General features: G+C 55.5%; 15 protein-coding genes. 5 read left to right on the top strand and 10 right to left on the bottom strand.

Going from position 1 to position 14947, the window contains the following annotated elements:
- Window positions 1–4 precede the first annotated feature (4 nt).
- From rhaD to rhaM, 3 genes are read left to right on the top strand one after another with little or no spacing between them, the layout of a single operon-like run.
- Complete coding sequence (rhaD, locus tag ACTJJI_RS23840) at window positions 5–835, top strand: rhamnulose-1-phosphate aldolase (RefSeq protein WP_014833778.1); 831 nt, start codon at window positions 5–7, stop codon at window positions 833–835.
- A 46-nt stretch (window positions 836–881) separates the two neighbouring features.
- Window positions 882–2030: a lactaldehyde reductase gene (fucO, locus tag ACTJJI_RS23845; protein ID WP_046889528.1), complete on the top strand. Its 1149-nt coding sequence runs from the start codon at window positions 882–884 to the stop codon at window positions 2028–2030.
- Complete coding sequence (rhaM, locus tag ACTJJI_RS23850; protein ID WP_248060751.1) at window positions 2027–2341, top strand: L-rhamnose mutarotase; 315 nt, start codon at window positions 2027–2029, stop codon at window positions 2339–2341. Before fucO ends, rhaM begins: the two co-directional genes overlap by 4 nt.
- Here rhaM and ACTJJI_RS23855 read toward each other — a convergent pair.
- The 4 genes from ACTJJI_RS23855 to ACTJJI_RS23870 form a co-directional block, all read right to left on the bottom strand.
- The gene (locus tag ACTJJI_RS23855) at window positions 2329–3606 is read right to left on the bottom strand and encodes an MFS transporter (RefSeq protein WP_014833781.1); all 1278 of its coding nucleotides are present in this window, start codon (window positions 3604–3606) and stop codon (window positions 2329–2331) included. The two genes, rhaM and ACTJJI_RS23855, sit on opposite strands and share 13 nt — an antisense overlap.
- 44 nt (window positions 3607–3650) lie before the next feature.
- On the bottom strand, window positions 3651–5774 hold the full coding sequence (locus ACTJJI_RS23860; RefSeq protein WP_125365281.1) for an alpha-galactosidase: 2124 nt from the start codon (window positions 5772–5774) through the stop codon (window positions 3651–3653).
- Window positions 5775–5878: 104 nt separating this feature from the next.
- A complete protein-coding gene (locus ACTJJI_RS23865) occupies window positions 5879–6874 on the bottom strand; it encodes a LacI family DNA-binding transcriptional regulator (RefSeq protein ID WP_014833783.1) in 996 nt (331 codons plus the stop codon).
- A gap of 17 nt (window positions 6875–6891) precedes the next feature.
- Window positions 6892–7440 carry a helix-turn-helix domain-containing protein gene (locus ACTJJI_RS23870; RefSeq protein ID WP_014833784.1) on the bottom strand — a complete coding sequence of 183 codons (549 nt, stop codon included), beginning with the start codon at window positions 7438–7440 and terminating at the stop codon, window positions 6892–6894.
- Window positions 7441–7541: 101 nt separating this feature from the next.
- On the opposite strand from ACTJJI_RS23870, the gene ACTJJI_RS23875 reads away from it, so the two are divergent.
- Together ACTJJI_RS23875 and ACTJJI_RS23880 are read left to right on the top strand one after the other, a co-directional pair.
- A complete protein-coding gene (locus ACTJJI_RS23875; protein WP_014833785.1) occupies window positions 7542–8201 on the top strand; it encodes an AzlC family ABC transporter permease in 660 nt (219 codons plus the stop codon).
- On the top strand, window positions 8201–8524 hold the full coding sequence (locus tag ACTJJI_RS23880) for an AzlD domain-containing protein (RefSeq protein WP_440655804.1): 324 nt from the start codon (window positions 8201–8203) through the stop codon (window positions 8522–8524). The genes ACTJJI_RS23875 and ACTJJI_RS23880 overlap by 1 nt, the downstream gene beginning before the upstream one ends.
- 39 nt (window positions 8525–8563) lie before the next feature.
- Here ACTJJI_RS23880 and ACTJJI_RS23885 read toward each other — a convergent pair whose 3' ends face one another.
- The 6 genes from ACTJJI_RS23885 to fdhD form a co-directional block, all read right to left on the bottom strand.
- A complete protein-coding gene (locus tag ACTJJI_RS23885; RefSeq protein WP_083022011.1) occupies window positions 8564–9154 on the bottom strand; it encodes a hypothetical protein in 591 nt (196 codons plus the stop codon).
- Window positions 9145–11574 carry a fimbrial biogenesis outer membrane usher protein gene (locus ACTJJI_RS23890; protein WP_440655807.1) on the bottom strand — a complete coding sequence of 810 codons (2430 nt, stop codon included), beginning with the start codon at window positions 11572–11574 and terminating at the stop codon, window positions 9145–9147. The genes ACTJJI_RS23885 and ACTJJI_RS23890 overlap by 10 nt, the downstream gene beginning before the upstream one ends.
- Window positions 11575–11594: 20 nt before the next feature.
- The gene (locus ACTJJI_RS23895; RefSeq protein ID WP_440655809.1) at window positions 11595–12278 is read right to left on the bottom strand and encodes a fimbria/pilus chaperone family protein; all 684 of its coding nucleotides are present in this window, start codon (window positions 12276–12278) and stop codon (window positions 11595–11597) included.
- A 74-nt stretch (window positions 12279–12352) separates the two neighbouring features.
- Entirely contained in the window at window positions 12353–13051 is a 699-nt protein-coding gene (locus ACTJJI_RS23900) for a DUF1120 domain-containing protein (protein ID WP_440655811.1), read from the bottom strand.
- 415 nt (window positions 13052–13466) lie between these two features.
- Window positions 13467–13679: a DUF1471 domain-containing protein gene (locus ACTJJI_RS23905; RefSeq protein ID WP_010436865.1), complete on the bottom strand. Its 213-nt coding sequence runs from the start codon at window positions 13677–13679 to the stop codon at window positions 13467–13469.
- 114 nt (window positions 13680–13793) lie between these two features.
- A complete protein-coding gene (gene fdhD / locus ACTJJI_RS23910) occupies window positions 13794–14630 on the bottom strand; it encodes a formate dehydrogenase accessory sulfurtransferase FdhD (RefSeq protein WP_262783225.1) in 837 nt (278 codons plus the stop codon).
- Between the last annotated feature and the right edge of the window lie 317 nt (window positions 14631–14947).

The following is a 14947-nucleotide window of genomic DNA, read 5'->3' on the forward strand; positions in this document are numbered from 1 at the left end:
AACTATGCAGACCATCACCACCTCCTGGTTCGTCCAGGGCATGATCAAAGCCACCTCTGACGCCTGGCTGAAGGGCTGGGACGAGCGTAACGGCGGTAATCTCACGCTGCGCCTGGACGACGCGGATATCGAACCCTACACCGCCGATTTCCACCAGACGCCACGCTATATTGCCCTGAGCCAGCCCATGCCGCTGCTCGCCAATACGCCGTTTATCGTCACCGGCTCCGGCAAGTTCTTCCGCAACGTTCAGCTCGATCCGCAGGCCAACCTTGGCGTGGTGAAAGTGGACAGCGACGGCGCGGGCTACCACATCCTGTGGGGCCTGACCGATGAGGCGGTACCCACGTCTGAACTGCCGGCGCACTTCCTCTCGCATTGCGAGCGCATTAAGGCGACCGACGGCAAAGACCGCGTGATCATGCACTGCCACGCCACCAACCTGATCGCCCTGACCTACGTGCTGGAAAACAGCTCTGACTTCATCACCCGCAAGCTGTGGGAAGGCAGCACCGAGTGTCTGGTGGTCTTCCCGGACGGGGTCGGCATTCTGCCGTGGATGGTGCCGGGTACCGACGAAATCGGCCAGGCAACCGCCAAAGATATGCAAAAACATTCGCTGGTGCTGTGGCCATTCCACGGCGTCTTCGGCAGCGGTCCGACGCTGGATGAAACCTTCGGCCTGATCGACACCGCCGAGAAATCCGCGGAAGTGCTGGTAAAGGTTTATTCCATGGGCGGTATGAAGCAGACCATTACCCGCGAAGAGCTTATTGCGCTCGGCAAGCGCTTCGGCGTGAACCCGCTGCGGTCAGCGCTGGAAATATACGCATAAACCCTCGCTGACCGGACGGTACGGGCGATAGTTAAGGAGAATTATCATGAGCTTTATGTTGGCACTTCCAAAAATCAGTCTGCACGGCGCGGGCGCTATAGGCGACATGGTCAAGCGGGTGGCAGACAAACGGTGGGGCAAAGCGCTGATTGTCACCGACGGTCAGCTGGTGAAGCTGGGCCTGCTGGACAGCCTGTTTACCGCGCTGGATGCCCATCAGATGTCGTATCACCTGTTCGACGACGTGTTCCCGAACCCGACGGAAGCGCTGGTGCAAAAAGGCTATGCAGCCTATCGGGACGCGGAATGTGATTACCTCATCGCCTTCGGCGGCGGTAGCCCTATTGATACCGCCAAAGCCATTAAGATCCTCACCGCCAACCCCGGCCCATCCACCGATTATTCCGGCGTCGGCAAGGTGACAAACCCGGGCGTACCGCTGGTGGCGATCAACACCACCGCAGGCACAGCGGCGGAGATGACCAGTAACGCGGTGATTATCGATTCTGCGCGTCAGGTGAAAGAGGTGATCATCGACCCGAACATCATTCCGGATATCGCCGTGGATGATGCCAGCGTGATGCTCAATATTCCTGCCTCCGTGACCGCCGCAACGGGGATGGATGCGTTAACCCATGCCATTGAAGCCTATGTCTCCGTTGGCGCGCACCCGCTGACCGATGCCAACGCGCTGGAAGCAATTCGCCTGATTAACCTCTGGCTGCCCAAAGCGGTCGACGACGGCCATAACCTGGAAGCACGCGAGCAGATGGCGTTTGGTCAGTATCTGGCGGGCATGGCGTTTAACAGTGCTGGCCTCGGGCTCGTGCATGCCCTGGCGCACCAGCCGGGCGCGACGCACAACCTGCCGCACGGCGTGTGCAACGCCATCCTGCTGCCGATCATTGAAAACTTTAACCGCCCGAACGCCGTAGCACGGTTTGCTCGCGTGGCGCAGGCGATGGGCGTCGACACGCGCGGCATGAGCGACGAAGCAGCCAGCCTGTCAGCAATTCAGGCAATTCGCGACCTGAGCGCCCGCGTCGGCATTCCGTCCGGCTTCAGCCAGCTCGGCGTAACGAAGGCGGACATTGAAGGCTGGCTGGATAAAGCCCTCGCCGACCCGTGCGCGCCATGCAACCCGCGCACCGCCAGCCGCGACGAGGTACGCGAGTTATATCTGGAGGCATTATGATCCGCAAAGCTTTTGTTATGCAGGTTAACCCGGACGCGCACGAGGAGTACGCGCGTCGCCACAACCCCATCTGGCCGGAGCTGGAAGTGGTGCTAAAGGACCACGGCGCGCATCACTACGCCATTTATCTCGACCGGGAACGTAACCTGCTGTTTGCCACCGTAGAGATTGAATCGGAGGAGCGCTGGAATGCGGTCGCGAATACCGACGTCTGCCAGCGCTGGTGGAAGCACATGCGTGATGTCATGCCGTCGAACCCGGACAACAGCCCGGTGAGTACCGGGCTGGAAGCGGTGTTTTATCTGGACTGACTGGTTAACGCTGCCGCGCCCGCGGCAGCGGCTATCTCCTGCCTGCTGCTCAGCGTAAACGCCGACACCACCGTAATTGCCAGCACGAAGCAGCCCAGCATCAGATACGTCTCCTGGAAGCCGATCCGGTCATACATATTTCCGGCAAAGGCGGAGAGGAAAATGGCCGCTGACTGTTTGGCAAACTGAAAGCCAATCAGATAGATAGTGGCCGAGAGTCGCGTATCAAACACGCCGGTGATGTACTTGAATGCCCCCACCAGCAGGAACGGGACTTCCAGCGCGTGCAGCATTTTCAGGGCGATGACCTCCACGGCGGTAGTGGCAAACGACGAGCCGATGATGCGCGTCGCCATAATCAACCCGGCGATCAGCAACGTATTTTTCGCGCCAATGCGGTTAATGATCCACGGCGAGCAGAACATGATAATGGCGTTACAGATCTCCCCCGCCGTCGTCGCGAAACCAAAAGCGCGAGTGCCCTCCTGCGGCGTGGCGAAGAAGGTTTTGAAGAAGGTGGCGAACTGCTGATCAAAAACGTCATAGACGCAGGCCACGCCAATCACGTACAGAATAAACATCCACATTCTGCGTTGACGGAACAGGTTAAAGACCGTTTTCGCGGTGATCTGCGGCTGGTTGGCACCCAGGGCATTCATCACCTGTGCCGTCTGATTGGGCTTCGGCTTCGCGACCACCAGCAGCAGCATCAGCAACAGCGCCGCCGCCGATCCCATCCAGAAAACATACGACGGATCGATGCCAAACAGGATGCCCCCCGTTGAGGCGCACAATCCCCAGCCGAGGCAGCCGAACATGCGCGCCTTGCCGTATTCAAAGGCGCTGTTGCGGCTCACGCGTTCAATATAGGCCTCAATCGCTCCGGACCCCGCCGAAAAAACAAAGCCGATATACAGCCCGCCGCTTAGCGCACCCAGCCAGATGTTGGTTTTCAGCAGCGGCGCGAAAACGTACAGGAAGAAAGGAGCAAACAAAAACAGCAGCGCAGAGATAATCCACAGCAGATGTTTTTTCAGCCCCAGCTTGTCGGAAATCACCCCCAGTACCGGCTGGAAGGCAATGGCGGAAAGTGAGATACAGGAGAAAACAATACCGGTATGGGTTTTGTTCAGGCCAATGATATCCGACAGCCAGATCGGCAGGAACGGAAAGCAGGTGGCCATGATGAAGAAGTAGAGAAAGAAGAACAGCCCGAAGATCCAGAAATTAGGGTTGTCTTTGTGGGTACAGGTTGTTGTGTTCATTATTTTTATCCTCAACGGAGGGCCAGTTTCCCGGCCCGTCACCCTTACACGCGTTCCACACCAATCAGAATGGCGGTTTCCGGGTCGAGAATCGGCAGCGCAATACCCGCCTGCGTCAGCCACTCACCGCTCACCGTTTGCGGTGTCTCCATCCATGCCGGCAGCTTGCGCATGGTGTGCCCGCCTTTGCCCGTAATCTGAATATTCGGGTGATCGAGCAGCGAGATACGGTACTGCGCGCTGGCCTCCAGCCCCGGCATGCGCAGCGGCATCATCAGGGTATAATCCGGCATCGCGAGTTGGCTGACGATAAACAGCCCCTGCGATTTGTCTTCGCTCACGATACCCTGCGCCAGCGTGGTGGCGTCCGGCATATCCACGCGCCACTGGGTGCCGTGGTGGATCACCTCGCGCCACTGCTTGTGCAGCGCAGCGTAACGGCGATAACCTTCGCGCTCTTTCTCATCCACAGTGAGCGGATCCAGCTCCAGCCCCATATGGCCAAACAGCGCCGTCAAACCGCGGAAGGCAATGCTGTGCTGGCGGAACGTCGCGTGGCATTTATGATGACCGATATGCGCGCCCATCACCTCTGGCGGGAAGAAGTAGCTCATGCCACGCTGAATGGTGCAGCGCTCCAGCGCGTCGTTGTTGTCGGACGCCCAGAAGCGGTGGCTGCGGGCCAGTACTTCGTAATCGATTCGTCCGCCACCGGAGGAGCAGGATTCAAATTCAATATGCGGGAAACGCTCGCCCAGCACATCTAAAAGTCGATAAAACTGGCGGGTCTGCGCGTCGGCGGCGGCTCTGCCGTTATGGCCAGGCTGCACCAGCTCGCGGTTCATATCCCACTTCACATAGTCGACTGCGTGCTCGCCCAGCAGCCAGCTCATGCGCTCCACCAGGTAATCAAACGCTTGCGGAATGTTGAGGTTGAGCACCAGCTGATGGCGCCCTGTGGCCTGCGTGTAACCAGGCAACGCCAGCACCCAGTCGGGGTGCGCGCGGTAGAGATCGGAATCCGGGTTGATCATCTCCGGTTCAATCCAGATACCGAACTCCATACCAAGATGTTTGACGTGGTCGATCACGGGTCGCAGGCCGTTCGGGTATTTTTTCTCGTCCAGATACCAGTCGCCCAGCGCGGCATGGTCGTCGTTACGCCCTTTGAACCAGCCGTCATCAATGATAAAGCGCTCCACGCCCAGCGCGGCTGCCTCGTCAGCCATTCGCATGATGTATTCCGGGTCGTGGCTGAAGTAGATCCCCTCCCAGGTGTTGAGATGGATCGGGCGTGGTTTGTTTTCAGGGAAACGGATGATGTTGTCGCGCAGATAGCGGTGAAACTGCTGGCTCATCCCGTTCAGCCCGTGCGCGGAGTAGCTCGCATAAAGGCGTGGCGTCCAGAGCGTTTGTCCCTCTTCCAGCGCCATCTCCCCTGGCAGGTAAAGCGCTTCCGCTTGCAGATAGCGACGGCCATCGGTTTTGGCTTCAGCGCGAAGGCGATGGTTGCCGCTCCAGCCCAGATGCACACCCCAGACGTCGCCGTGCATTTCACTGAACGACGGCGTGCCTGAAATCAGCGCCGGGAAGTGTTCGTGAGACGTTCTACCCCGGCGGTTCTCAATCACGAAGCTGTCATGCTCCAGCCTGACGCGGTGCGGCTGGAACTCACGGATCCAGCGGCCATGAAACGCCATCACCTCCTGGGCGCGTTCCGCCACGGGCAGCGTGACGGCAAAACGGTCAACCTGCCACGCCTGTTCACGCAGGTTGGTCAGGCCATGACGCACCACCAGTACACCGCTCTTATCAAGCGACAGTTCGCTGGTCAGGCGCAGTCCAGCCAGTTCATCTTCCGCCATTATCGTCAGGGTGTGTCCCTGCTGCTGAACGCGTGTGGTTTTGAATACCGGCGAACCATCCAGCCCATGGCGGTGGCCCTCGATGCCCGGCGATCCAAACAAACCATGGCCCAGTTCTGCCATCAGCGTCACCGGCGAATCGACGTCGAGCCTGCCATTTGCCACAGGACGCGCAAGACTTATGACATCTTGCGCCGAAAAGTGCTGAAGATGAGGCCCCCAGTAGAGAATTTCGGCAAACGGGTGGGTTTTTATCACCACGTCTGTCGTGTTGCTTTCAAGTCGTAAAATCGTTTCTTGCATCAGACATCTCCTGTCATCGGGATGATCTGAGTGTTGATCCGAAACGTTTCGGATACAAACCAAAACGTTTCGGATCTGTGATCGGCTTTAGAAATATAGTGACTTCAGGCCGTCTGGCCTGGGGAGAATTCCGGCTGCCAGAGCACCTGCAGTTGCGCAAGATCGTCGCCGTTTATCAGCTGGCGTACCATATCGGCAATCTGTTTTCCGACACCCTGACGGGTGGACTGGATCACCGCCGCCACGTCGATATCCACGATGCTGTCCTGAGGCAAGCCATCGTAGACCACCAGCGATACCGCATTTTCGCCGGTTAAACGACCAAGCTGTGCCAGCGCCATTGCCGCGCCGTCGCCGTGGGTGTTGCAGTCGGTAATGATGGCCGTGGGGGGATGCGGCAGAGAGAGTAGCTCTTTCGTCGTGGCATAACCGACCCGGCGAGAAGGCGGCATGGCGCGCAGCCACTCGCTGGAGAGCCCGGCTTCACGGAGCGCATCGAGATAGCCCTGACGGCGCTGAGTAATGAATGCCTGATTATTGCTCTCGCCGAGTAACGCAATGCGCTGATGGCCTTTTCCGATTAACCAGCGGGTAGCATGGTAGGTGCCCGCGTAGTTATCAAAATCAAACCAGGCGTACGGCTGCGGCAACTGACTGCGTCCGAGAGCCAGGAAAGGGAAACCGGCAGCCTGCAACTGCTCCAGGCGCGGATCGTGATCCAGCGTGTGTGCCACAATCAGCGCATCTACGCGACGGCTTTGCACCATGCGCATATAGCTGTGTTTATCGGCCAGATCGTCATCGGCAATCAGCAGCAGATCGATTTCATGTCGCGCCAGTTCGTGGCTAATTTCGCCGACCATGTCCATAAACACGCTGTTATTGAGCGGAACAGGATGCACAGGGAAAACCAGCCCAACCGCGTCGATCTTGCCCATCTTCAGACGACGGGCAAAGGTATTGGGCCGATAGCCACGGCGTTGGGCTTCTGCTTCCACCCGGGCGCGCGTCTCGCAGGAGACGTCGTCATATCCGTTAAGCGCGCGGCTGACGGTGGTAACAGAGAGTCCGAGTTCTTTGGCGATGGCTTTCAGCGACATGCGTTTGCGTCTCTTCGTTAATTTTGTTCCGCGACCAGTAGCGCGTAGGTGTCTGGCTCCAGGGCCTTGAAAATATGCGGCTGATCGGCGGGATAGCAGATGTAATCCCCTGCCCCCAGCTCTTCTGCATCGTCGAGCAGGCCGACCAGTGCCCGACCCTGAGTCACGATAATATGCTCAATCGAACCCGGGGAATGGGGCTGGGAAATACGATCTGCACCTGGCTGGGTGATGAGAAGGTAGACGTCGCGTCGTGCGCCCGGGGGGCATGCCGCCAGTAAAATGGCTTCATAATTGGCCTGTCCGGCGACCACTTTTGTACCTTCACCGCGGCGGATCACCTGCGTGGTCGGCTGTTGCGGCTCCAGTAAGCGGGCGAAAGGAATATCCAGCGCCACGCAAAGCGACCACAGTGTCTCCAGACTGGGGTTGCCATTGCCGGACTCCAGCTGAGAAAGTGTGGATTTGGCGATGCCGGCACGGCGGGCAATTTCCGCCAGTGAAAGCCCGGTTCGCAGGCGTTCTCGCACCAGGCTTTTGGCGATCACGCTGATTGGCTGCGTCATAAACGGCCTCTTGTTCTATAAATCGAACGATTCGTTCATCTTGTAATACGAATCTGATCCGTTCATTATAATGGATACACGTTCGATATGGCTAAAATTGTATGAAACGTTCTCTCTCTTGCCTGAAAGGCGACACCATCAAAGCAATTATCCTTGTATGCCTCGCCGTTGGCGTGGTGGGGATGTCTTACGGCTCGCTGGCGATGGCCTACGGTTTTCCGCTGTGGGTACCGTTTGTGCTCTCTGTTACCGTGCTGGCGGGCGCCTCGGAGTTCATGTTTATCGGCATCGTGGCAAGTGGCGGTAACCCACTGGCCGCGGCCGCGGCCGGGCTGCTGGTGAACGCCCGCCATGTTCCGTTTGGTGTTACGGTGCGTGAGCTGGTGGGGAAACGCGGTCTGAGCTTCCTCGGCTGCCACATCATGAATGACGAAAGCGTGGTGTTTGGGCTGTCGCAAAAAACCCCCGAGCAGCGAAAAACAGCCTACTGGCTGTGCGGGTTAGGGGTGGCCATCATCTGGCCGCTGGGTACCCTGCTGGGCGCCATGGTCGGTAAATTGTTGCCGGATCCGGAAACCATCGGGCTGGACGCGGTGTTCCCGGCCATTTTGCTGGCCTTAGTGGTTCCGGCGTTTAAAAACCGCACCACGCTTATCCGCGCCTGTAGCGGTGCTGCCTTGTCGCTGGCCGCCGTGCCGTTCGCCCCGGTGGGCTTACCGGTGCTGTTGTCATTACTTGGGCTGGGCGCGAGGAAAAAATAATGGAAAACATGACGCTCTTTATTCTCGGCATCGCCATTCTGTCGGCAGGAACTTATCTGATGCGTCTCGGCGGCGCCAAACTCGGAAACCGGCTGGCGCTGTCAGAGCGCTCACAGGCGCTGCTCTCGGATGCGGCAACGGTGTTACTGTTTTCCGTGGCGCTGGCGACAACCTTCTATGAAGGGGAACACTTCGCCGGGATGGCGCGTGTGCTGGGCGTGGCGTTTGCCGTATTTCTGGCCTGGCGGAAAATGCCATTAATTGTGGTGATCGTGGCGGCGGCGGTCGTCACCGCGCTGCTACGTCTGGTGGGAATGACGTAAAAAAGCCCGACAGCACGCGTCCGTCGGGCAAGGCGGCGTTTACTGCGCCGCGAGGGTAACGTAATTCACCGTCAGCATCTCTTCGAGCTCCGCCGTGTTGCCCGTCTTAAACGCGTTATCGTTAAGATAGGTGGCCACAGAGAGGGTAACGGCCAGCTGTTTGCCCGCCATCTCGCTGCCGTTCACCGCGACAAGTGACATATCCGGCGGTAGCGCGACCTCCGCCGCGCCAGCGGTCACCTGCGCCGATCCGCGCGGCACGGCCGCCAGTTGCACGACACCATTATCCATGCGCGCCTCTTTCGCCGTAATTTTCAGCGCACCGTTGTCGCTAAAGCGATACGCTCTGTTTCCCCGGGACGGGCCATCCACCTGCAGACGGATCTTGCGCACAGCCGGGCAGATCACCGACACCTGGATCTCACGTTCTGACGAGGCGTAACCCCGGTACGTTTTTCCGGCAATATCGGTACTGACCGCGCGCATTGTCTCCCGACGCAACAGACCATTGTTGATATTTTTTACTGACGAAACCACCTGACACTCTTCTTCTGCCAGGACGGAGGGAGCATGGCTGAGGGCGACGCAGGCCAGCAGCAGCAGACTCGTGCGATGAAAAATCAGAGACATTTTCCGTTTATCTCCTCGTAGAATTGAGTGGGATCCGCTTCCGGCAAGGTGAAACTCAGCGTGCAACGGCCAGTATCCTGCTTCGCATACAGCGTCTGGCTGGCGGAAATATCATTCAGGAAGATGATGCCGTCTTCCGGTGCAGAGGTGATGTACTCCCCTTTGCCATTCACCACAGAAACCCCTTTCGGTAACGGCGTACCGTCCGCACGCGTAATGTTCAGCAGCACGCGCCGCTGGCTCAGCGTTGAGAACTTCCAGTGTGCAAATGCCCCATGAGCGGCCTTCAGCGACGCATGGCCATTGCTGATGTCCAGGTTGCCCGGCAGGCTTTGCGTATCTATTTCAACCGTGCTTTCACTGAACGGTGTCAGGGCGGGGACAACCGCTCTGCCCCATTTGTCCGTCCAGACGTTACCGCGCGGGGTACCTATCGCCACCCCGGCAACGGGCTTGTCCAGCGCCACTACCGCATAGGTATCTGTTACCGGATAAGGTGAGAAGGTGACGCCATCATCGTGCGCGACAATGCCTCCGCTCAGCGCGATCGAGGCGTTACTGTTGCTTTCATTGTCACCGCCAATCCCCACCGCCAGCGTGGTGTAGTGCAGGTTACTGTTCAGCGAACTGTCCCAGTTGGTTACGCTGTCATCGTGATCCTGAGAGACGCCCACCGTGTAGGTGTTGTCGTCGTTAAGTGAACCCATTGCACGGGTGCCGTAAGAAGCTTTGCCCTCGTTTTCGCGGTACCAGCTGTTGGTGGAAACGCCGGAGCGACCCAGAGGCACAGAGACGTTCACATAAAACATATCGCTGTCGCTGGTGCTCTTATCACCGTGGCTGATGTCTGATTCCCAGTTTACGCTGACGCTCAAATAGCGGAACGACCGGGACCATGACGAAATGATACGACGGCTATCGTATTCGCTGTTCCAGGTCTGGTTGTTGTAGTAGCTCAGAGAGAAACGGCCCAGCGTCGTGTTCGACCAGCTCATGCCAACGCTGGTGTCGTATTTGGTGGTCGAGTAATCATCGTCGTCGCTGTACAGCTCCTGCATTTCGCGGTACTTCGGCGTACCGTAGCTCCCACCCAGCGACAGGCCGAGCCCCCACGGTAATGAATAGCCGAGATCCAGCGTGGTTTTATTGCCATCGGTTTGTGAAAGGTTATCAATCGAGCCGAGAAAACCCAGCGAGGCATACATATGCTGCATCGGCACGGTGTCAATGTTGGCTGAAAAACCGTAGTAGTGGTTATCTGCCATCACCATGCCGGCGAGAAAGTTCATCCGGTTGTTGATGGACCAACCGTTTGACGCGGCGACAATCCAGGGCTGCGTAAAGTTTGTCTCCATATCCTCCGCACGCCCGACGGCCAGTGAAAATCCCGGCGCGCGGCCAACATGGTTGCTACGGAAGGTGCTGGCGGCAACCGTAAAATGGCTTTCGCTGCCGTCGGTTTCCGTCACCGTGACGTTTAAATCCGTGTTCAGATTTGCAACAGGTACATCGCTTAAGGTGAACGGCCCGGCGGGCACCAGCGTGGAGAAGATCAGCTGTCCGCCCTGGCGAATATCCACACGCGCCTGGGCGTTGCGGGCAATACCGCTAACCTCAATACCGCTGCTATAACCCGGCAGGAGAGCGTTATCCGGCATCATCTGTACGCCATAAATCCCGGGGATACTGAAGCGGCTGTTGGCGATGTTAATTTGCCCCCCCTGCACCATCACGCCGTAGTCGGTAAAGGTACGCTGTGCGTAGGTGTATAGCGATTCGCTCCCGAACGCCATGCCGCTGCCGTCGCTGATAAACTGCGAACTGCGCACAATCCAGTCGCCTGCGTTAAAACCAAACTCAAACGAAGACTGGAAGCGATCGGATTTATCATCATCAAAGTCGTAATGGGTGCCAAACATGGCGTAGTTCAGCATAGCCGCGCGTCCGCCACGGACATCAGCCACCTGGCGACCGCTTTCCGGGTTAATGGCCTCTGGCGGAACAACCAGTGAAATTTCCTCTACGTCCGGTGAAGTGACCACCGTCGCGTTTTTCCAGTACTGATGAATGAAGGGACAGGTCCCACGCTTGAGCTTTTTATATAACCCGGCCGCGTCCAGGAATTCGCCATCAATACAGGGAAGACCTTGATCATTAAATTTCACGGGCATAATGCCGCGCTTTTTGCCGTTAATAAGCACGGTAACATTATGATAGCCAGGCATAAATCGCGGGGCGACGGCATAATAGTCAGCAATTGCCGGGTCAAGGCCATTCTCTTTTAACGCATCGGTGTCGAATAACGCTCTTGCCAGCTCCATAGTGGGTGCTGCAGTGGGAAGAATTTCTGCGCGAATGCCGAACGCCACCGAGCTCAGGCAAAAGACCAGCACACCTGTTTTACAGGAGGACATTATCATGACCACTCCATCTGATATTATTATTGTAATTCGGCAACGTAAGAACTGGCTTTATAGCCAAAGCGGGTAGCAGGGTATATCTCCACCTTGTTATTCAGTCCAGAGAGCTTATTTTCTGGCGTCGCTATCATCGTCTGGCCGGGAAGAATATAGCTTTTTTCAAATCTCACCTGAGTTTCGGAGGGTAATAATTTTGCTTTTTGTTCCATACGCACCACATAAGGCGTATCGTTTAATACCGTCAGGTTGCCATTTTTAATCTGCCAGCGTAGCCCTTTCCAGGGTTCCATATTCACGTCGAGACCTGCCGGGCGAATAATGACGGGCAGGTTCTGGCTGAACACCATTTTGACTTTATTTTGCTCGCGTTGCGGAATAGTGGAAAAAATGACGCGTTTTAGGTGTTCTGTTTTTAATTTTTCCGCGCTGTCTTTTAAGACAAAGCGAACACGCTGCGTTTTACCGGCATTTACACGCACCACCGGTTGAGTGACAATAACACCGGGTGTAGGATCGTCCGGTAAATCGACAATGCGGGTATAGAGAAGCTGGGCGTTATCGTCGCTATTTTTCACATCCATGCTCGCGCCTCGTTCGTCTTCGTTAATTAACAGCAGGGAAGTATCGGGCACCATACCGGCGGCAAACGTCTGCAACGACGAGAAAAGGCAAACGCAGAGCAGCGTTTTTTTAGAAACAATCATAATATTAGTCCGTTAATATTGATGGGCACTGCTCCCCTAATCTGAGGAGCAGTGAATTATCAGCTGTGTGATAATTAAAGATAAACCAGCTCAATGTTGGTTAAACCGTCCAGTGTCAATTCATCCGTAACATTTAAATCGTTGGTTGGGTTAATAGTGGCACTCACAGCAACTTTAAAGTTGATCTTGCTTTCTGGAGAAGGTATGCCATTCGCTGTATCTAAAGTAAAGGCATATATTTCAGAATTGTCGCTGTTAATTTGCATGTAGTCGGTGCCTTTAACAAGCCAGGTTTCCCCACCATCTATACTCAACAATGGATAAAGTGAGTCACCATTGCCGTTAGTGTTTGCACCCTGATTGCGGAATAACGCTCGTGTATAGGCACCAATTTTTTTATCGTTATACATTCCCAGACCAAACATATTAAATGGTGAACCCGAAAAACCATTACCCATTTTGACACTTTCTGTTGGGGATGAGTCGTCACGCGCATCGGTAAATTTCACCGCAACACGTGTGGCTTCTTCACAATTAATGGTAACGGGAATTTCTTTCAAATCCGCCAGCGGAGTCATGCTGGTCGAGTTGAGCGAGGCCACTTTCATGGTACCGAAGTCAGCAATACCGCCGCCGCTTGGAAAGGAAGGGGTACAGGAAGAGGGAAGGATCTTACCGGTTACTTTAATATCAATGCTTTGTGCAGCCATAGCTGTATTAACCGACATCGCTAACACTGTGGCCAGCATTCCTTTTTTGATAAGCGCGTTCATTCAATTTCCTTATTAAGGTGATAGACAAAACAAAGCCAAATATCGACATTTGACCGAAGAAAGAGAAAACCAATATTTGTACGAAAAATACCAGCATTAATAATCCCTATCAATTGTCTAAATCATCTTTAGGATTTACACCTGAGGATTGCCTTAACAGTTCAGATGAATTATTTGAAATGTGAATATAAAAAGGCAGCAGTACGCTCAAGCGACTTAAAAGTATTTAAAAAAATAATGTTATCGCAAGACTGACCAGACACGTTATTTCAGAGAGTTATTTTACGACGAATGCTAAAACAGGGGATGACAAAGAAAGGAGGCGCAGAGGTAAAGCCTTTACACGCGAGAAGAGGGATAGTTTTTAATTACACCTGTCCCCGCTCCGAAGAGCAAGGGACAGTGGCAACACAGCTTATTTGGTCAGTTCTGCGGTCATGTGTACGCGGTTACCCGAGAACGCCTGGGTAATTTTGTAGGATGACGCGCCTGCTTCCTGAGCCTGAGCGGCAATTTTCGCTTCAGCACCATCCAGCGTAGAGGCAGAGGCGGTAACAGTTTGTGCAGCGAAAGAACCGAATGAAGCAGCCAGAGCGATTACAGCGACAAAAGTTTTGATGCTTTTCATGAGATAAACCCTTTCGTTAAGTTGTTTAGGTAAGGCACCGTGCCTTGATGAGATAAATACTAGACCTCATAACCCACAACTGAAAGCGGAAGGATTTGCTATTATCGTTCAAAATTACTGATCAACTATTAATCGCTGCGGATGGGTATAAATTGTCGCCCTTCCCGGCTTGCAGAACCCCACCAGCGTCAGGTTGCAGCGCTCCGCCACCTCCACCGCCAGCGTGGTTGCAGCCGACACCGCAAACAGGATCTCCACTCCGCACATCGCAGACTTCTGTACCATTTCGTAGCTCGCGCGGCTGGAAACCAGCGCTGCGCCCTGCTGCCAGAGATCGCTTTCCCGCGCCCGACGGCCCATCAGTTTATCGAGCGCCACATGACGCCCCACGTCTTCATGTCCCCCGGCGATGTCGCCCGATGGCAGAACCCATGCCGCCGCATGCGTACAACCGCTCAACTGACCGATGGGCTGCACGTCGTTGAGATGGGCAAGCGCATGGTCGAGGTTGGCCAGATTGAAGGTCTGGGTAAAAGGTAGCGGCGCAACAGGTTTGCCGATATCGTTCAGTTGCTCAACGCCACAGACGCCGCACCCCGTTCGTCCGGCCAACGCGCGACGACGCTCCTTCAGCCCCATAAAACGACGACTGGAAAGTTCGATCTGCACTTCCAGACCATTGCAGGCCTGAACCACATCCATGCCATAAATGTCCTGCGGATGCGCAATGATGCCTTCCGAGAGCGAAAACCCGATGGCGAACAGTTCAAGGTCTTTAGGCGACGCCATCATTACAACGTGCGAGATGCCGTTGTACACCAGGGCGACAGGGACTTCTTCCGCCAGAAAATCAGGCGTGGCGTGGGTAATGTGAGGGGGTCGATGTACCGACAGCGCCACAATGCCTGTTGGCAGTGGTGACGAGTGGGTAGCACGGTTTTGTTTAGACACAACGGTTTTCCTGAACAACCACGAAGGTGAGCCTGCTATTGCAGCATAAACCACAGGCCTTACGCATAGTATGGATCAACTTTTCAGCACCCAACCGCATGAAGTGTACCTACTCATTCTGGAGAGGTGCAACCGGCACCATGCTACACCCCTGTAACATGCGGGGTTTATAATGTGATTGATATCACACTTTATAATCAGCACGGTGATAATACGTTCACTTTGTTTTAACGCCATTGGAACAGGCGTACCGACATTGTGGTATTCTGGTGATATCCCCCGGAGAAATGAGGGATTAACGCAAATTTTTCTCCTTT

Origin of the sequence: Enterobacter sp. 22466, from assembly GCF_052044775.1 — a bacterium.
Lineage (GTDB): Bacteria > Pseudomonadota > Gammaproteobacteria > Enterobacterales > Enterobacteriaceae > Enterobacter > Enterobacter dissolvens.